The 18180-nt window shown below is 57.0% G+C and carries 23 protein-coding genes; 18 read left to right on the forward strand and 5 right to left on the reverse strand.

Features of this window, described 5'->3' with window-relative positions:
- Positions 1–132: 132 nt before the first annotated feature.
- Positions 133–1494, reverse strand: a complete 1362-nt coding sequence (locus ABEV74_RS17155; protein ID WP_062495328.1) for a TrkH family potassium uptake protein — start codon at positions 1492–1494, stop codon at positions 133–135.
- A gap of 348 nt (positions 1495–1842) precedes the next feature.
- On the opposite strand from ABEV74_RS17155, the gene ABEV74_RS17160 reads away from it, so the two are divergent.
- Genes ABEV74_RS17160 through ABEV74_RS17200 form a run of 9 tightly spaced genes read left to right on the forward strand, consistent with a single transcriptional unit; the run spans position 1843 to position 7948 of the window.
- Positions 1843–2574 carry an SAF domain-containing protein gene (locus ABEV74_RS17160; RefSeq protein WP_062495326.1) on the forward strand — a complete coding sequence of 244 codons (732 nt, stop codon included), beginning with the start codon at positions 1843–1845 and terminating at the stop codon, positions 2572–2574.
- Positions 2571–3410, forward strand: coding sequence for a CpaE/TadZ family protein (locus ABEV74_RS17165; RefSeq protein WP_062495324.1), 840 nt, complete (start codon positions 2571–2573; stop codon positions 3408–3410). The genes ABEV74_RS17160 and ABEV74_RS17165 overlap by 4 nt, the downstream gene beginning before the upstream one ends.
- On the forward strand, positions 3407–4804 hold the full coding sequence (locus ABEV74_RS17170) for an ATPase, T2SS/T4P/T4SS family (protein WP_430147869.1): 1398 nt from the start codon (positions 3407–3409) through the stop codon (positions 4802–4804). The genes ABEV74_RS17165 and ABEV74_RS17170 overlap by 4 nt, the downstream gene beginning before the upstream one ends.
- A complete protein-coding gene (locus tag ABEV74_RS17175; protein WP_430147871.1) occupies positions 4801–5736 on the forward strand; it encodes a type II secretion system F family protein in 936 nt (311 codons plus the stop codon). The genes ABEV74_RS17170 and ABEV74_RS17175 overlap by 4 nt, the downstream gene beginning before the upstream one ends.
- Positions 5737–5749: 13 nt before the next feature.
- Positions 5750–6643, forward strand: a complete 894-nt coding sequence (locus ABEV74_RS17180) for a hypothetical protein (RefSeq protein WP_430147875.1) — start codon at positions 5750–5752, stop codon at positions 6641–6643.
- 38 nt (positions 6644–6681) lie between these two features.
- Positions 6682–6831, forward strand: a complete 150-nt coding sequence (locus ABEV74_RS17185) for a hypothetical protein (protein ID WP_201024046.1) — start codon at positions 6682–6684, stop codon at positions 6829–6831.
- A gap of 33 nt (positions 6832–6864) precedes the next feature.
- Positions 6865–7011, forward strand: coding sequence for a hypothetical protein (locus tag ABEV74_RS17190; RefSeq protein ID WP_160327841.1), 147 nt, complete (start codon positions 6865–6867; stop codon positions 7009–7011).
- Complete coding sequence (locus ABEV74_RS17195; protein WP_062495316.1) at positions 7008–7433, forward strand: hypothetical protein; 426 nt, start codon at positions 7008–7010, stop codon at positions 7431–7433. Before ABEV74_RS17190 ends, ABEV74_RS17195 begins: the two co-directional genes overlap by 4 nt.
- Before the next feature lie 29 nt (positions 7434–7462).
- Positions 7463–7948 (forward strand): hypothetical protein, encoded by a 486-nt coding sequence (locus ABEV74_RS17200; protein ID WP_430147877.1) that lies wholly within the window; start codon positions 7463–7465, stop codon positions 7946–7948.
- Between the two features lie 55 nt (positions 7949–8003).
- Here the strand turns inward: ABEV74_RS17200 and ABEV74_RS17205 are convergent, their stop codons facing one another.
- The 4 genes from ABEV74_RS17205 to ABEV74_RS17220 are packed head-to-tail and all read right to left on the reverse strand — an operon-like array spanning position 8004 to position 11965.
- Positions 8004–8153, reverse strand: coding sequence for a hypothetical protein (locus tag ABEV74_RS17205; protein WP_430147879.1), 150 nt, complete (start codon positions 8151–8153; stop codon positions 8004–8006).
- A 50-nt stretch (positions 8154–8203) separates the two neighbouring features.
- On the reverse strand, positions 8204–9409 hold the full coding sequence (locus ABEV74_RS17210) for a Ger(x)C family spore germination protein (protein WP_488168585.1): 1206 nt from the start codon (positions 9407–9409) through the stop codon (positions 8204–8206).
- The gene (locus tag ABEV74_RS17215) at positions 9309–10469 is read right to left on the reverse strand and encodes a GerAB/ArcD/ProY family transporter (protein WP_430147885.1); all 1161 of its coding nucleotides are present in this window, start codon (positions 10467–10469) and stop codon (positions 9309–9311) included. The genes ABEV74_RS17210 and ABEV74_RS17215 overlap by 101 nt, the downstream gene beginning before the upstream one ends.
- Positions 10466–11965: a spore germination protein gene (locus ABEV74_RS17220; protein ID WP_430147887.1), complete on the reverse strand. Its 1500-nt coding sequence runs from the start codon at positions 11963–11965 to the stop codon at positions 10466–10468. The genes ABEV74_RS17215 and ABEV74_RS17220 overlap by 4 nt, the downstream gene beginning before the upstream one ends.
- A gap of 209 nt (positions 11966–12174) precedes the next feature.
- Here ABEV74_RS17220 and ABEV74_RS17225 point away from each other — a divergent pair, with 209 nt between their 5' ends.
- From ABEV74_RS17225 to ABEV74_RS17265, 9 genes are all read left to right on the forward strand, one after another.
- Entirely contained in the window at positions 12175–13407 is a 1233-nt protein-coding gene (locus ABEV74_RS17225) for a M24 family metallopeptidase (protein WP_430147890.1), read from the forward strand.
- A 170-nt stretch (positions 13408–13577) separates the two neighbouring features.
- Complete coding sequence (gene sigY / locus ABEV74_RS17230; protein WP_062495300.1) at positions 13578–14105, forward strand: RNA polymerase sigma factor SigY; 528 nt, start codon at positions 13578–13580, stop codon at positions 14103–14105.
- A complete protein-coding gene (locus tag ABEV74_RS17235) occupies positions 14098–14427 on the forward strand; it encodes a YxlC family protein (protein ID WP_062495296.1) in 330 nt (109 codons plus the stop codon). The genes sigY and ABEV74_RS17235 overlap by 8 nt, the downstream gene beginning before the upstream one ends.
- A complete protein-coding gene (locus tag ABEV74_RS17240) occupies positions 14412–14624 on the forward strand; it encodes a hypothetical protein (RefSeq protein WP_430147894.1) in 213 nt (70 codons plus the stop codon). The genes ABEV74_RS17235 and ABEV74_RS17240 overlap by 16 nt, the downstream gene beginning before the upstream one ends.
- A gap of 24 nt (positions 14625–14648) precedes the next feature.
- The gene (locus ABEV74_RS17245; protein ID WP_213529308.1) at positions 14649–14858 is read left to right on the forward strand and encodes a PLDc N-terminal domain-containing protein; all 210 of its coding nucleotides are present in this window, start codon (positions 14649–14651) and stop codon (positions 14856–14858) included.
- On the forward strand, positions 14855–15778 hold the full coding sequence (locus ABEV74_RS17250; RefSeq protein ID WP_430147897.1) for an ABC transporter ATP-binding protein: 924 nt from the start codon (positions 14855–14857) through the stop codon (positions 15776–15778). Before ABEV74_RS17245 ends, ABEV74_RS17250 begins: the two co-directional genes overlap by 4 nt.
- The gene (locus ABEV74_RS17255) at positions 15778–16551 is read left to right on the forward strand and encodes an ABC transporter permease (RefSeq protein WP_430147905.1); all 774 of its coding nucleotides are present in this window, start codon (positions 15778–15780) and stop codon (positions 16549–16551) included. Before ABEV74_RS17250 ends, ABEV74_RS17255 begins: the two co-directional genes overlap by 1 nt.
- A gap of 162 nt (positions 16552–16713) precedes the next feature.
- Positions 16714–17091 carry an ATPase gene (locus ABEV74_RS17260; RefSeq protein WP_430147900.1) on the forward strand — a complete coding sequence of 126 codons (378 nt, stop codon included), beginning with the start codon at positions 16714–16716 and terminating at the stop codon, positions 17089–17091.
- Between the two features lie 162 nt (positions 17092–17253).
- Positions 17254–17958, forward strand: a complete 705-nt coding sequence (locus ABEV74_RS17265) for a metal-dependent hydrolase (protein ID WP_430147902.1) — start codon at positions 17254–17256, stop codon at positions 17956–17958.
- Positions 17959–18180: the final 222 nt, after the last annotated feature.

Here is an 18180-nt window from a genome sequence, read left to right on the forward strand (position 1 = left end):
GCGATTTTCGATGGTCTGGCTAGAACGGATCAAAAAAACTGCATTATCGCAGCAATTTTCGCGTTTTGGTTCTTTTACGCCCGGAAATACTGCACTTTTGCAGCTTTGTTCCGCGGACGCTCGGCCGACCGTTCAGCCGATGATGATGTCTTCCTTCGGATAGTGGACGAGCTGCTTCTGCTTGCGGCTGCGGAACAGGTACAGCAGCACCAGTACACCGATCCGGCCGATAAACATCAGCACGATCAGCACGATTTTGCTCCCCAAGGACAATTCGGTCGTAATGCCGAGCGTCAGACCGCTCGTTCCGAATGCCGAGCATACCTCGTACAGGATCGCGGCCAGCGACATGGCAGGCGGCTCCATACTGGCGATCAGCATCGTGCTGCCGAGTACAAGTATCGACGCCACGGAGAAAACGACGAAGCTCTTCGTGACGTCCTCCTGCTTGATGGCCCGGTTGAATGCGCGCACTTCATTGCGCCCGAGCGCATAATTGTACAGCGTAAGCAGCATGACGCCGAACGTCGTGGTGCGGATGCCGCCGCCGACGCTGGACGGGCTGGCCCCGATGAACATCAGTATGGCGAGCAGAAGCTGCGACGGCAGGCTGAAGAAGCTCCCGTCCGTCGTCGCAAGCCCGCCGCTGCGCGTGCTGACGGAGTGGAACAGCGCATAGAACAGCTGCTCGTGCCAAGGCAGCGACTCCATCTGCTGCCCCCTCTCGAACAGCAGGATGCCGACGGTGCCGACGACCACAAGCAGCATGTACATCAGCCCGGTCATCTTCGTGTACAGGGAGAAGCGAAACTTCTCATTCCGGCGAAGCCAATATTCGCGCAGCTCGATCAGAACCGGAAATCCGATCGCTCCGAGCACCAGCAGCACGATCGTGACAGACTGGACGAAGTAGTCCGCGGCAAAACGGTAAAGCGAATCGCCGTAAATGTCGAAGCCTGCGTTGGTGAACGAGGAGACGGAGTGGAAAATCGCGAAGCCCAGCGCTTCCAGCCATTCCTCGTGGTATCCGGCGGCTTTGAAATAAAAAGTCAGAATCAGCGTGCCGGTTCCTTCGATGATGAGCGACATCATCAGCACCATCCGCATGACGTTAACGAGTCCGGACAGTTGCGGGCGGTTCTGGTCCACCATAATAAGCCGCCGCTGCGACAGCGTAATGTTGCGACCGAGAATAAGCCACACAAACGCGCCCATCGTCATAATGCCGATTCCGCCGAGCTGGAACATAAACATGAGCGCGAACTTCCCGAAGAAGCTGAACGTGGAGTCCGTCGGCACGACGGTCAAGCCGGTGACGCTTACCGCGCTGGTGGCCGTAAACAGCGCATCGAACCAGCCGATACGAACGCCTTCCTGAAGGCTGATGGGCAGCGTCAGAACGACGGACGACAGGATGACGGCGATCAGATAGCCGAGCACGAGTATGCGCGCCGGTGTAATTTTGGATGACAGAGATTTGGCAAGCCGTTTCATAATCTTTTCGTTATTTCCTCCAGATGATGCGGCAGGTCGGCCGCATTTACCGCTGATTGGCGGCTTTTACTTCCCCATCATAACCGATTTGGGGCGGTCGTACCACATTTGCTGCCGGACGATTTTTCGCGATTATTCGACATAATAGGTGGATAACTCGCAAAAAAGGAGAATTTTGTATAAAAAGTGTGGACAAAATCGAAATCCGCTGGTAATATATAGTCACTCGATATTATGAATCCTTCAAAATGATTAAGCGAACGCTTTGCGAAGAACGCAAGCGGAGAGCCTGTGTGGCTCCTGCCTGCGTTCTTTTTTTGTTCGCTTGCCGGGGAGAGAGGAGTGACGATGAACAGAAGGAGAAATGCAATGATCAGTCTGGCGGCGGCTGTTCTGTCCGGTCTGCTCGTGTACGGAATCTATTCGTTCCAGCTGCAGCAGCTCGAACGGCAGGAGACGGTGCGCGTCGTCGTGCCGAAACGGCTGCTCCCTGCCGGAGCGAGGCTTGCGGCGGACGACTTCGAATATCGCGCTATCGCCAGGTCGTCGTACGATGCGGAACAGATGCTGCTCGATGCGTCGCAGGTCGAAGGAATGGAGGCGGTTGTTCCGCTCGGGCAAGGAGAGCCGCTGCTCTTGTGGAAGATCGACCGTTTCCGGCTGATGCCGGGTAGCGATCAATCGACCTTCCAAATTCCGCGCGAATATGTGCTCTCCGTATCGAACGGCATTCGCGCCGGCGACAAAGTCGTCGTTTACGTTTCGGGAGGGCCGACGGAATCGGCCAGACTGTTCGAGGATGTCGTGACCGTCGCTTCCGTGAAGACGTCGGGCAATGTGGAGATCGATGATCTGAGCAATCCGAACCTGCTGTCATTGGCGCGCGGAGACCGCGAGCGGATGTATGCGTCGCGCCGCGACGCGAACGGCATGATCGATTACATTAACCTGAATCTGACCGAGCAGCAATGGCTGACCATCGACAACTTGTGCAGAACAGGCGAGAGCAAGCTGGTCATCGCCTACAGCCCGCTGTCGCTGGACGTAACCGGCGCGGCGCCGGAGGTGAGCGGAAGGTGAAGCCTGCTCCGTTAATCGCATTCGTCGGCACGACCCCGAATATCGGCGTCACTTCGGCGGCTTTCGCCTTCGCCTATCGGACAGCCGAAGCGAGCGGCAAGCCTGTCGGTTTTCTGTGCATGAACCTGAAGAGCGCCAAGATTCACCGGTTTCTCGGGATGGACGGTCCGTCCTCGACGCTCGACGGCTTGCGCCCCGAGCTGCGCGCCGGGTCGCTGACGCCGGAGAAGCTGCTGCACGCTTCGCACCGGGTCAAAGGTATGCCAAACCTGCATGTGCTGTTTGGCAACATGCTGCGGGACCAGGCCGAATTTTTTACGCCGGAGGAGGCCGATCATCTGCTTGCGGTGGCCGCCTCCACCTATTCGCTCGTTACGTTGGACCTGGGGGCATATTGGGACAATGCCGCAACCGTCTGTTCGCTGCGCAGGGCCGACGCCCGCATGCTCGTAACGACCGGCGCGCTGTCGCACTTTCAGGAAGACGGGAAGCGTTGGATCGGCCAGGTCTCGCCCTTGTTCGGCATTCCGCCGGAAGCGTATGAAGCAATTATTATACACCCCCCTTGGAAGAATGGAGGATACAGCGTGAAAGATATTTGCAAAGAGATGGGTTTAACCCGAATCGGCGAGCTGCGGCTGACGGAATCGCTGTTTTCCCAGCTGGACAGCGGGCGGATCGAGGAATGGCTGCGGAGCGACGAGCAGGGCCGCAAGGCGATGCGGGAGACGGCCGATGCGATTCTTGGCCGGTACGGTATCGCGCGGCGTCAGGCCGCCGGATCGCAGCCATGGTATCGCAAATTGCTCGCATACCGCAACGGAGCCGGGTCATGAAGGAGAGCGCAGCCGGACAAGCCGGCAAGTTCTCGCCTTCGGCCTTCTCCGCCCGAATCCGGCTGGAGCTTCCGGAGGCCGATTCGGACGAATGGCAGCCGGCGGCGCTGGCCGTACAGGAGACCGGCGATTTCGAGCGCCTTGCCGACGATATCCGCGCCTATCTGGCCGCGCCGCGCGGCGCCACGGAAGAGGAGCGGCGGTTGTACGGCGAGAAGCTGAACCGGGCTGTGCTCGGCTTCCCCCGTGAACGGGCGGAAATTATGGCGCTCATTACCGACCGTCTGATCCGGCGCCGCATTCACGAGCTTCCCGGGTTCCGCCATCCTTACCAGTCGCTGGCCGAAGCGCTTTTCTCCGAGGTGATCGGGATGAACGTGCTGGAGCTTGTGCTGCAGCACCGGGAAGGGCTTGAGGAGATTCAGGTCGTCGGCACCGACATATTCGAAGTGCGCGGCGGGGAAGCCCGGCCTTCGGCGTATTCGTTCGAGTCCGTGCGGGACGTCGAGCGCATCCAGCAAAACCTGGTGCTGTACAACAACGATCGGATCAATCCGCGCAAACGATGGGCGGAGGTGATGCTGAGGGACGGCTCGCGCGTGACGATGACGGGCTTCGGCTTTACCGCCGTACCGACGTTGACGATCCGTTTCTATACGGTCCGCTCCTTCAGCCTGGAGGCGCTGTGCGAGCCCCGTTACGGCACGATCAACGGGCGGATCCGGCAGATGCTGCTGGACGTGCTGCGAGCCCGCTTCAATCTGGTCGTCATCGGTCCGACGAATTCGGGCAAGACGCATTTGCTGAAGGCGCTCGTGGCCGAATTGCCGGACGCCGAGCGAATCGTGACGATCGAAAGCAGGCTGGAGATGATGATTCGCCGCGACTTTCCTGCGAAGAACGCGATCGAATACGAAATCGACGAGGACGACCCGCTTCACGGCTCGGCCCAGGCGTTCAAGCTCGCTCTTCGTCAATCTCCCCAGCGCATCATTCATGCCGAGATCCGCGACGACGACGCCAACATCTACGTCCGCGCCTGCACGCGCGGCCATGCCGGCAGCATGACGACGGTGCACGCGAATGCGCTGGAAGATGTGCCGGACGCGATCGCCGACATGTGCATGCTCGACGGCCGGGGGATGGACGCCGGACGTCTGACGCGCAGAATTGCGGAGTACGTCACCCAGATCGGCGTCGAGATGAGGCAGATCGGCGGCCGGCGGCGCATCGTCCGCATCGGGGAGATCGGCTGGCAGGACGGAAGCGTAATCGTGCGCGACTGGGTCCGTTACGACGAAGCGGCCGGCGAATGGATTTATCCCTCCGCCCCGTCTCCGCGCGCCGCTCAGCGGCTTGCAGCCGCGGCTGAAGGATGGAGCGATGCCGGATGACGGCGCTGGCTGCGGCAGGGGCGGGGGCGCTGCTGTTCGTTTTGCTGTTTCTATGTTTTTTCAGCCTGCTTCGGCTTTGGACGGATAGCCGCCATTATGCCGGACGGCTTGTTTATCGCCGCCGCCACCGTCTTTACCTGTATGTTGCGAACTCGGTCAGGCGCTTCGAACGTCCGTACCGCCATCTGTCCGAGCTGCTCGAATCGATGCGCGTGCCGATGCGGCCGGAAGGGCTTGTGCTGCTGTCGGGGCTCCTGATGCTCGCCGGCATGACAGCGGGAGCGCTGCTGTTTCAGAGCGTGAAAGGATGCCTGCTGCTCGGCGCCGTGCTCGCCCTGCTGCCTTATACGCTGTTGCGAACGCTGCTCGTTCACCGGCAAATGCAGACCAGACTCGATTTTTTGCCGGCGGTTGAACTGTTCTATCAGTGTTACCTCGTAACCGGAGAACGGCATATCCGCACCGCTCTGCAGCGGGCGGTCGAGGAACAGCGGATGCCGGCGCAGATACAGGCGGTATTCGAGCAGCTGTACCGCAATTTGTCGGTGCGCGGCGACGACGAAGCAAGCCTGCGGATCTTCGCGGCGTCGCTCGGGCATGTCTGGGCCGATTATTTTGTCAATATATTGAGCGCGGCGCTGACGGAGGGGCACCCCGTCACCGACAATGTCAAGGAACTGATAACGGATATGCGCAAGGCGCGCCGCGCCAACGAGCAGGAACGCACCAGGCTGCTGGAAATCCGGCTGGCCAACTTTACGCCGATTTTGTTTTTGGCGCTGTTTATGGGCATCAATTTTCATTACAACCCTGACAATTCCTATCTGTACTACGTGCTGGACCCGCAGGGACGGGATATGCTGCTGAACGCCGCGGTGCTGATTTTCGCTTCGTTTCTGATGGGCTTGTGGCTGTCCCGAAAAAAAATGTAAAGGAGGCCGCTTCATGCAGGATTGGATTTCGAAAGCCTTTTTTGGCGCCGCTTTGGCGGGACAGTATTTGTTCGCGTTTTTGGCGATGCTGTTCTTGCTGCGTATGCTGCCGAAACGGCTGCCGCGCTGGACGCATCTAAGCGGCGCGGAGCGGTACGGGCGGGCGGTATCGGACCGCTGGCTGCGCGCGTTCGGCATCGAGCGGGACAAGCCCGCCTTCGCCGAGCGGGAAGCGCTGCTGGCAGGCTGCGGCTATACGGGAGACGCCGCCGTCTACGTGCTGGCCAGGCGCGTCATTGTCGTAACGGCGCCCGCAGTTGCGGCCGCGTACGTTCTGCTCGATCTGGACGCGTGGATTCGTCTGTCGCCATTTGCCGTATTGTCGGGATTGGCCGTGCTGTACGGGGCGGCGTTGTGGGATCGCATCTGGCTGCGTTCGCTATCCCGTCTGAGGGCGCAGCGGATTATGAAGGAAATCTATGTCGTCAGCAACCAACTGCTTTATTTGTCCGGCTCGTCGCTGCATATCCACGCGAAGCTGATGCGCTGCCTGCCTTTCACGCATGCCCTGCGGGGAGACATGCAGCGGCTGCTCGCGGAATGGTACCACGACGCCGAAGAAGCGCTGCGCCGGTTCAAGCGGCGGATCGGAACCGACGAAGGCGTAAGCTTCGTCGAAACGATCGATTCGCTCCGGCTTCACGACAGCGAAGATTATTACAGGCTGCTTCGCGAGCGGATTCAGGACTATAAGGATAAGCTGGAGTTCGCGAAGGAAAGCCGTAAGGAATCGGCCTCTTACGTTCTGTTCGTGCTGGCCGGTATTCCGATCCTGTACACGTTTCAGGTTTTCATTTATCCCTGGGTGCAGGAAGGGCAGAAGCTGTTTTCATCGCTGAACGGGTAACTCCGTTCCGGCTTGAAGCTTGATCGGGAGGTGATCGGATGCGGAATATTTTGATGACGGTGATGCTGCTCGTGGTCGTCATTTTTCTGTTCAACAACATTATCGCCAAAGATACGACAGGGACGCGCGCGCAGATTCAAAGCCAGGGCAACGCGGCCAATACGAGCATCGGCACGTTGGTGCCGTAGAGCCGGCAGCCTGACGACTGGGGGGAATCCGCTATGAGAGCGCTGTTAATGACGCTGCTGCTGATCGTGACCGCCATCGTTCTGTTCACGAGCATTGCCGGGGGAGAGAGCGGGACGAAGCGGCAGCTCGAGCAAGCCGGAGGGGCGTTCGCCGATTCGCTGAGGCGGCTCAGCCCATGAAGCAGATCCTGGTGTTCGTCCTGTTCGCCGGCATGCTGTGTTGGGTCATGTTCTCTCCGATTTACAAGCATGTGCTGATCGTCCGGCAGGCAGTGCTGCAGAAAGAAGTCGATTACATGCTGGAGATCGGGGCGAACGGCGATCACGGCTATATCGACAGCCGTATGATCGAGCAGTCCCGTCTTCGTCTGGCCGCATTCGGCATGCGGCCTGAACGGCTCGAGTACGAAGTTTATGCCACGGACGGCCGGCCCGCCGACGATCCGGGTCAGCCGCTGCCGCGCGGCACGGGGCTGGGGCTTGCGATCAGCTACCCGTTCGAGCGGCTGTTCGAAATCGACCGGCTGATCGGCCTCGCCCCGCCGTCGCCGGACGAGCGGATGAGCGCGGGCGGGCTGAAAATGAGCGAATACGTACCATAAGGCAAAAAGGTGCGAAAGGAGGAGATCGGTTGTACAAGCTGCTGCTTCTCCTGCTGATGATGGGGATATGGCTGTGGGGCGGCGCGCTGCAGATCGACGAGGAAATGGCGGTTCAGGCGCTTTTCCAGGGGAAGCATGCGGTCAACCGCGCCGTCCACGCGGCGGCCCAGCAGCTGGATGAGGCGGCGCTCGCGGCGGGGCGCTTCCGCATCGACGAGAAGCGGGCCGCCGAAGAGGCGCTCCGTTATTTGCAAGCCAACCTGCGGCTGGATGCGAACGGACAGCCGCTGCCCGGGAGCTATTGGCGGGACAGAGTCGACGTGCTGGCGTTCGAAATCGTCAATGCGGACCGGACGTTTCCTTACACGTACCGCAATAAACAATACGGCTACGAGGTGACGCTGCAGCGTCCGGGCGTCGTCATGATTATCCGGCTTCAATATCCGCGTATTTTCAGCGTGCTGGAGCCGATCGAGTGGGAAGTGAAAGGGGCGGCGGAGCTGGTGTACGGTTGAAGCGTTCCGGGTGTCTTCGTCCGATTTCCCGATGTTCGGCGAAGCGGAAGCGAGTTCATTCGAATATTCTGCCCAGGGCGAGAACGTACAGCAATTTCTCTTTGTACTGGCCGGAAGCGATCGATTGGTCGAGCGCGAAGCTTTCATTCGCATCGAGCGGCGGCCTGTCGCGGGTAACCTCGACATCCGTCGTTGGCGTATCCATCTCCGTCATCATCGTTTGATCGAAGAAGAAGACGAGATGTTGCCCGTATGTCAAAAAAGATTGTAGTTATGTCTTGGCGTGAATCTGGATTTTCCCGGTTTCAGCGTACCCATATTTTCCAGATTCACGTGTGCCTTCACGCGAACCTGTATATGAGGCCAACGTTGCCTCCATTTATCTCCGCTAAATGGTCGGCTTGCAAGTCCCAGCGTATGCTTTCCCGCGGAAATAGGATCTATAGACTGCGACTGGATCCGGCGAATTAACCGGTTCATTTCCGACTCGACGTGGCTTTCCAGTGAACGGACCCAGGAAGCCGTATCTGCCGAATCGCTTAAGTTGGTGTTTTCCTTGTATTCTTCTACCCTTCCCTTTAGGGTGACATCGATCCGGACTTCACGGAACGAACGGGAAAACCGAATATGGCGGGTCGTGTACACTTCGCCGATGGCCGTTTCCATAGCCGGCATCGGGATAATTTTGAGCTGACGGTTTTTTCGAGAGAGCATCTGAAAGTACAAGTCCTCCGGCGGACGGATTACGTCAATCATCCGGTCGTCTTGAAACAACGCCGTACCTTTGTAAACAAAATCATTACCTTCGACAGAAAATAAAGGCATGATCGGATCGGCATAGGGGTCATACAATTTTTCCATAAATTGGTGAAGATTAATGATCGTCAATTCCCTTTGCTTTTCATGATGGCTCATCATCCTGTACAAATAAAAATCGATCTGTTCCTGCCTTCTTTGCAATTGGTCGTTTAAGTAGCCGATCATATCGCCTTCCACGACGGCGAGAAAAATTCGATCCGAGATTTCCGGATCAAGTATAAGCGTATTGATCACATTGATAAGACCTTTCCGGGCCAATGTCTTGGAGATCAACACCATTCGCAATTGCCCGTTTTTCATTTCCCGATAATATTTATGATCCAATTTGTATCTCCCTTCCTCCATTAACGCTGCTTGAGTCGTAACGACCCTTTTTTGCTCCTTTTTCAATGGAGGGATAATCGTTGATACTTGCAAATGGCCGTCCTTCTGGTCAATATATTGCATGATGATCGGGGATATCTCGTCGACTGTGTTCGTTTTTACGCAAAATGAAGAACAGCCGCAATTGATCAGGAAAAAAAGAAAAAGTATCCCTCGTTTAATTTGTCGGCTTATGGGTTGCATGGCGAGCCCCTCGCTTTTGGATCCGTAATTTTGCAATGAGAAGGAGAAGAGGAAGAGCGGCATAGGTCGATGCATCAAGCCAGTTATGCCACTCGATCCACCGAACCTTCCCCGTTTCGTTTGCCCACCCCCAGTGTTGTATCGCAAGCGTCGTCGAAAGAAGAAGCACAAACGTTACCCCCAGATTTCGTTTGGACCAGCGGTGTGAAGTGCCGGTTACAATCTGGAGTGCCCCCGTTGCATACAGCAGAAAAACGGCTACAACATAAATGACGGAAAGGGCATATGCCGGAATAATAAACATTTCCAGACGTTCGGCTATCGGAAGTTGTATGTAGCGGATGAGTTGAACGAATGGAAAATCCAATTTCTGCAAATATTCCGGCCCGTAAAATAATAAGGCTATGCCGATAAAGAAGACATATTCAATGGCGCTCAAAACATTTCCAATCCGTAAATATCTTTTGAACCGTCGATCGTCCATTGCTTTTTTCGGCAGTGCCAACAAGTATTCAGGACCGGCAAAAGCCGTCCACAGCATGAAAAACGTCTGCCAAGAATACGGGACGACCCGATCCGGAATCAAGGGCAGAAGATGATAGTAGTCGGCTTTCGGCGGTAAAATGAGCGGAATATAGAACACGATAATCCAAAAGGTTCCGATAAAAGCGATGACGCTAAAACGCAGTGTTTGTTCCATGCCCAATCGCGCCAGATACAAGCAGGCGAACAGCAGCAGCACGACAAACAGTTTCGGAGTCAGGGAGGGAAACAATATATAATGCACGATTTCCACGTAGCCAAGCATCATCAAGGCGCACTTTATCAAAAGAACAGGCAGACCGATTAACGAGAGGAGCCATAACGCCTTCCTGCCGAACAGACGGAAGGTTCCCAAATATCCTTCGGGCAAGCCTTCCTGACGAAACCAGTTGCCGAGCAGCCATATATTGAAGTGCGAGCATGCCGCGGCAAGCAGAATGAGCCAGATCATGGACGGGTCGGTCACGATGTTCGGCAAAAAAGAGATATAGTACAGCGTCTGCAGACGGTTGACAAGAAACATCCATGTCAGCGGGTTGATCGGCTTGGAAATCGCAAACAAATCGATAGAACGGACATTGGAATGCATCATGTCCTCCTTTTGGATATTTTATATAGCGCCAACGGTTTTAAGTAACGGGGACGGGTTTTGAATGCCTTGATCGGGAACCGGACGATGGTGTCCTTCCAGTCGCCTTTGTAAAACGGGACTAATGGTGCCAGATAAGGCTGGCGCAACGAAGTCAGACCGTGCAGATGGATGAAAAGCCAAAATATTCCGAACCCGACGCCCCACATTCCGAGCCACGCGGCCAAAATGAGAAAAATAAACTGGATTAATTTTCCCGAGTTGGTCATCAAATAATTGGGGACCAAAAAGGACGCGATGGCGGATATGGAAATAAAGATGATCAGGATATTGCTGGCGATCCCTGCCTGGACCGCAGCTTGTCCGATTACGATACCTCCTACGACGCCAAGGGTTTGGCCCGATTTGGTCGGCATACGCAAACTTGCTTCCTTCAAAATTTCAAGCGTCAAAAGCATTAACAAAGCCTCCCATAGCGGAGTGAACGGAACTTCGCTTCGGGACTGCATGAGCACAAACAACATTTCCAGAGGGATCATTTGATAATGATGCACGGTGACCGCCACATAGATCGGTGTCAAAACAAGTGCGATCATAAAGGCAACAAATCGAAGACCCCTCAGAAAACTGCCGACCATCCATCGATGCACGTAGTCTTCGGGAGTCTGGAAAAGGTCGAAAAAGGTAACGGGCGCGACCAATGCGAACGGCGTATTGTCGACTACCCAAACTAATTTGCCGCTTGAAAGCGCCGAGGCCAAAACATCGGGCCGGTCCGTTTGCTGGAATTGGGGGAAAACGCTAAATGCGTGATCCTCCAGAAAAGCGGAAAGATGCGCCGAATCGAAAAAGACGTCGAAATCGACCACCTTCGTTTTTTGATCGGCTATTCGGACCAATTCCGGATTGACGATGCCTTCCATATAAAGAAGGATGACCGTGGTTTTGCTTAATGAACCGAGCGAATATTTTTTCGATTTCAGGTTCGGGACCGGAAGTCTGCGGCGAATTAACGTCAAACTGCTTTCAAGTTGTTCGCTCAAGCTGTCTTTCGGACCGTACATAATGGCTTCCTGTTCGGAAGTATCGATCGAGCGGCCGAGAGTATTCTTTTTATTGACCGCGTAGACGAGCCCGTTTTCATAAATAACGAGCACGGATCCGGTCAAAATCTGTTCTTGCGCCTGCGATAATGTCTTGACTTGTATAACGTCGTCGGATATGACTTTCCACCCGGTTTGACCTGCGGTACTGTGAAGTACCGGAAACACTATATCGCTTTGCAGTTGGGTTCCGTCTACCAGGGAGCGGATATAAAACAGCTTCACGATTTGACCGTCCGCCATTAGCTGATGGACATGCGCATCGTGAATATCCTGAAACAATAACTTGATGTTTTCCAGCGTCGGCGGACCGCTCGCATCGGGAAGCGCCCCGTTATGATCGGTGCGGGAATTCGATTGATCGGATCGATTCGAAAACCAGTTTCTCCATTTCATAGCATGCTTCCTCACATAGGTGAAAGTTCTAACCTTATCATGACCGCAACGGGCCATTTTATTCGTATGTTCACTCGGTCCCGCCGATCTCGCGGACAATCCCTTTCGCGACAGCGGACGACAGGAAGGCTTTAGAGATGAGGTTGACGAGCCGGATGCCGACCTGCTCTAATGAAAGGAGAAAGTCAGGACTAGAGAGGAGCTGCTTCATGATAGAGGACCAATATCGCATACCGAGAGAAGAAGTGCACGGACGCATCGTCCGTCTGCAGCAGGCGCTGCGGCGGGAAGGATACGACGGGCTGCTGCTGACGCAGAACGTCGATATTTTGTACGCTACCGGGTCGATGCAGACGGGCTATGTGGTGATCCCGGCCGAAGGGGAAGCGGTATTCTACGTCCGCCGCAGTCTGACGCGGGCGGCCCAGGAGTCTGCGGTCCGCACGGCGCCGCTCGGTTCGCTCCGCGGCTTCCGGGCCGCCCTGGAGCGGGATTGCCCGCAGCTGTTTGCGGCGGGCGGCGGCAGGACGCTGGCCGCCGATCTCGATACGATGCCGGCGCAAACCTATTTGCGGCTCCTTGAAGCACTGCGGAGCGGGGAAGCGGCTTCCGCGCCGACGCTGGCGGACGGCTCCGCGCTCGTAAGGCGGGTCCGGGCGGTCAAGACGCCTTGGGAGATTGCGCGCATCGAGCGGGCCGCGCGCATCGTCAGCGACGCGCTGACCGAGGCTTTGAACGATTTGCGCGAAGGCGTAACCGAGCTTGCCTGGATGGCCCGTCTCGAATATGAGCTGCGGATTCGCGGGCATATCGGCATGATGCGCGTGCGCGGTTACAATCAGGAGATTGTCACCGGTATGGTCGGCTCGGGAGCCGCGGCGGCCGAGCCTTCCGCTTTCGACGGGCCGGCGGGCGGTAGAGGACTCGGCCCGGCCGCAGCCCAAGGCGTCAGCGGCAAGACGTTCGCGCGCGACGAGCCGATTCTGATCGATATCGGCTGCTGCGTCGACGGTTATGTTATCGATCAGACGCGCACGGCCGTCATCGGCGCATTGCCCGATGATCTGGCCGAGGCGTACGAGCGGTCCGAGTCGATCCTTCAGGCAGTCAGGCGGAGGATGGTTCCGGGCGTGCGATGTTCCACCTTGTATCAGGAAGCGCTGCGGCTGGCGGACGAATCCGGATGGCCGGAACATTTTATGGGATTCGGCGCCGATCGGGTCAAGTTTCTCGGCCACGGCATCGGTCTTGAGGTCGACGAATGGCCCGTGCTGGCGAACGGTTTCGACAATCCGCTCGAACCGGGCATGACCGTTGCGGTGGAACCGAAATTTTCGTTCCCGGGCCGCGGCGTCGTCGGCGTGGAGGATACGTATCTTGTAACGGAAGGCTGGCCGCGGACATTGACTTGCTATCCCGAAGGGCTTATCGTTCTGCCGTAATGAGCGAATGGGAAGCGGAAGCTCCTCCAAGCGGAGCTTCCGCTTCCGTTTTATTGCAAAGATGTTTTTTCGAAAAGGTTTGCATCGCTGTGAACGTTTCGGCCATCCTGTACGTCATACTGGCAAATGCAAATATTCGTCACAGAATACAGAAGGAAGGATGTTCTCGCTTGGACAACGAGGATGTTCGCGTAGCCCGTGCGGTACGCGGTGATGCGGATGCGCTGGCCGCCCTGCTTCGGGAGCATTACCCTTTCGTCATGAACTATTTGCTGAAGGTGACGATGAACCGTCCGCTCGCCGAAGATATCGCGCAGGAGACGATGATCCGGGCCATCGAGAGCATCGCCGCGTTCCGGCGCGACTCGAAGTTTTCAACCTGGCTTGTCGCCATCGCGTCGCGGCTCGTCATCGACGCCGCCCGGCGGCGCAAGAGGGAACGAAGGTGGCGGCAGGACGAGTACGCGGCGCGCTCGCTCCGTTACGAGACGCTGCAGGCGCAAGGGGAATGGCCGGCTGCTATGGATGCGCTCGGCCGACTGCCGCCGGGCGTGCGGATGGCGATTTTGCTGAAGCATTATTACGGCTACGGATACGATGAAATCGGCGCGATGATGGGCATACCGGCGGGAACCGTCAAATCGAGGGTTCATAACGGAATAAACGAACTGCGGAAGGAGTTGGGCGACGATGCGTGAACGGGATCGCGATGAGCTGTGGTTTCACAGCAAAATCAAAGGGGCATTGGACCGTATGGAAGAGCTTCACGAGCCGGGCGTGCCGCCGGAATGGTGGTTCAAAGCGCTCGTTGAGGAGCGGCGGCGGCTCAAGCGGACGCTGTGGCGGGACTTGGGGCTGTTCTGGCTGGCATCGTTTGCGGTTCTGTCCGTCATGTTCTGGCTGCTGAACTACGATCTGCCTCTGTTCGCCGTCCTGCAGGCTGCAGGATTGGCCGGCGCTTTGTGGTTCGTCTTCAGAAGGTTCGGAAAGCGGGTGAAGCGCGATTGGCCGAATCGTTGAAAGAACTGGCCGAAGTCGAGTATTGGGTTTGGCTCGTCATCGCCCCGATTATGCTCACCCAGTCGACATGGCTGTTTATCGATGCCCGCAAGCGGAAGCGGTATCCGTGGTTTTGGGGGCTGTGGGGACTGATTCAGTTTCCGCTGCCGCTCCTCTTCTATTGGGTGCTCGTTCGCCGCAAGCGCAAAGTGAAGTGAAGGAAGAAAGGGAGAGTGAATGATATGGATTTCCATTGGTCGGACCCGAAGCTGTGGCAAATTATCGGTCCGGTCGTTGTTGTGCAGCTGATCCTGATGGTCGCGGCGCTCACGGCGCTGATCAAGGCGGAACATACGCGCGGCCCGAAATGGGTATGGGCGATCGTCATCGTCGTCGTCAATATTATCGGTCCGGTCGCCTTCTTCCTGTTCGGCAGGAGGATGGACGGATGAAGCCGCTGCTGACGGTAGAAAAACTGGTAAAATCGTTCGGCGGCGTCCGCGCAGTCGACGGCATCAGCTTCGCCATCGGCGAAGGCCGGTGTGCGGCATTGCTCGGACCGAACGGAGCGGGCAAGACGACGACGATCCGCATGCTGGCAGGACTTCTCCGCCCGACGGAAGGCAGGATCGCCTTTACCGGCTTGCCTGAGCGGAGCGACATTCGGGCGCATATCGGCTATTTGCCGCAGTCGCCTTCCTTTTACGGCTGGATGAGCGGTCGCGAATATATGATGTACGCCGGGCGGCTGTGCGGTCTGCGCGCGGCGGACGCCAAACGGACGGCGGACGAGCTGCTGGCGCGCGTCGGACTGGCCGGTGCCGGCCGCCGCCGCATCGCCACATATTCGGGGGGCATGAAGCAGCGGCTCGGGCTGGCCCAGGCGCTCGTTCATCGGCCGAAGCTGCTTGTGCTGGACGAGCCGGTCTCTGCGCTTGATCCGGTCGGAAGAAGAGAGGTGCTGGAGCTGTTGAAGGAACTGAAGCGGGAGACGACGATTCTGTTTTCCACTCATGTCCTGCCCGATGCGGAGGAGCTTTGCGACGACATTATGATTGTCCGCGACGGACGGATCGTCGTGCAGGGCAGTTTGCCGGATATCCGGGAACGCTATCGCGAGCCGGTCATTACGGTTCGTACCGAACGGGACGAAGCGTCTCTCGAATGGGTGAAGAGACGCGCCGGCAAGGCAGACGGACCGGTCGTATCGGCTTTGCCGTTTGAGGACGGCATCCGGTTTGCCGTTTCCGATCTGGATGCGGCCCGGCGCTTGCTGCTTCGCGAAATGGCGGACGAAGGAGTAAAGGTGGCCCGGATCGAAGCCGGATATTCGACTTTGGAAGACGTATTTATGAAGGCGGTGTCGACGTGATGCGCGGATTGGCGGCGATGCTCGGCAAGGAATGGCTGGAACTGGCAAGGAGCTGGAAATGGCTGTGGGTTCCGCTCGTTTTCATTCTGCTAGGAATTATGCAGCCGGTGTCATATTATTTCCTCCCGCAGTTGCTGGACGCGGCAGGCAACTTGCCGGAAGGGGCGGTCATTTCGATCCCGCTGCCGTCGGGCGGCGAAATATTGGCCGGAACGCTCGAGCAGTACGGCATATTCGGCGCGCTCATTATCGCCCTGTCGTTCATGGGGGCCGTCTCACAGGAGCGGAATACCGGGACTGGCGCTCTTATTCTGGTCAAGCCGGTTTCCCCGGCCGCTTTCGTGTTGTCCAAGTGGCTGGCGATGGCGGCGCTCGTCGCGGCATCGCTGGCCGCAGGCTATGCGGCATCCTGGTATTATACCGTCGTGCTGATCGGCCCCGTTGCGGTCGGGAACGCAATGGCCGGCGCGGCTCTTTATGCGCTGTGGCTGCTCGTCGCCGGCAGCGCCGCCCTTATGTTCAGCGCTCTGTGGAAAAGCCCGGCTGCCGCGGCTTTCTCGGCGCTCGGCACGTTCGCCGCGCTGGCGCTGCTGACGTCGCTCTTTCCGCGGCAGCTGGCCTGGTCGCCCGGACGACTGCCTGCGGCATCCCGGGAGCTGTTGCTGGAAGGCGCCGCCGGGTCGCTTTGGCCGACGGTTGCCGTCACGGCGCTTTGCGTCATCGGCTCGCTCTTGATCGCGGTGCGGGCGGTGCGCGCTCATCCGGCGGATTAAGCCCGTTTTCGCAGGTTCGGCCGATTCAGTTACGACTTGTTTGCCCCATTCATGGACACCGTTACTTTTTTTTAGTAGAATCATTTTTAGTAGAATCTTAACTTATCGTCTGACTTATATCGTCCGACAGACTAGCGGTTTTGTGACAGGGGGCAAGCGAATATGCTGAAACTGGGCCAGAAAGTGGTCATTGTGTCCGACCGATTCGAACAGAACCTCCCCGTCGGGGAGTATGGCTATATTATTGCTTACGATCGCAACGCAGATAATGTGTTTGACTACGTGGTGCGGGTGCCGAAGGTCAATCGCAATTTTCTCGTGCCGGGCGACGATGTGGAATTGGAAGAAACGCTCATTTCGCAGGAAGTCGACCGTGTGGAACGGGAAGCGTTGATCGATTTTGCGCTGGCGACCCGCAACGAAGAGTTGTTTCGCAGAATTATGAACGGCGAAGACCAGTCGGAAAAATCGGGCGGCAGCAAAGACGTTCAGTCGCGGGAGGATTTCATCCGTCAAATTAACCTGAAAGCGTGGATTTGACCGTCTCTTGCCGGGACCGTCATCGGCAGGCCTTATCCTTGACAGGGTAAGGCCTGTTTGCCATGGGTTGCAGTTTGTTCCGATCCCGTTCATAATTTGATATAGAACACCCGTAGAACGCTCGTCGGGAGACAAACCTTAATTTTGAGGGAGGGATACATAATGGAAGTTGTTTATCACGGACATTCGTGCGTCCAATTGACGGTCGGCACGCACTCGCTCGTCATCGACCCGTTTCTGAGAGGGAACCCGCTTGCCGTCACCAAGCCGGAAGAGATTAAAGCCGAATACGTGCTGCTGACGCATGCGCACGGCGACCATATCGGCGATGCCGAGCCGGTTGCCCGGCAGAACGACGCCACGGTCGTTGCAACTTACGAGCTGGCCAATTATATGGCATGGAAAGGGTTGAAAACGAAGGAGATCAACCTCGGAGGAACCGTCGATCTGGGCTTTGCCAAAGCGAAAATGATCCAGGCGTTTCACAGCTCGGGCATCGTGCTGGGAGACGAGCGGCAGATCATTTACGGCGGCATGCCGGGCGGCTTTATTATAAAGGCCGAAGGGCTGACGGTGCTGCATGCGGGCGATACGGCGTTGTTCGGCGACATGAAAATGATTGGCGACCGGTACGATATCGATCTCGCCTTCCTGCCGATCGGCGATAATTACACGATGGGGCCGGAAGATGCGGTGCAGGCGGCCGAATGGTTCGGGGCGAAGCTGGTTGTGCCTGTCCATTACAATACGTTCGACGTAATCAAGCAGGACGCCGAGACGTTCGTTCGGATGCTGGCGGAGAAAGGCCTGAAGGGCAAAGTCATGGCGCCCGGCGAACGACTGCTGCTCGAGAAAAATACGAATTGACGATGCGGCGTGCAGCAAGTCGAAGAGGCTGTCTCACATGTTCATGGCTCATTTGTCAGCGTGGTGTCCAAGGGGATATTCGATAAGTTTTCCCGGCTCAAAACCAATACTGCAAAAGTGCAGTTTTTTCCGCTATTAACAGCCCGAACGCTCAAATTTCTGCGATAATACAGAATTTTTGACCTCCAAGCGGCGTGTAAGGCACTAGCGTTGCATCAAACA

Origin of the sequence: Paenibacillus cisolokensis (genome assembly GCF_050481165.1) — a bacterium.
Taxonomy (GTDB): Bacteria; Bacillota; Bacilli; order Paenibacillales; family Paenibacillaceae; genus Paenibacillus_AH; species Paenibacillus_AH cisolokensis.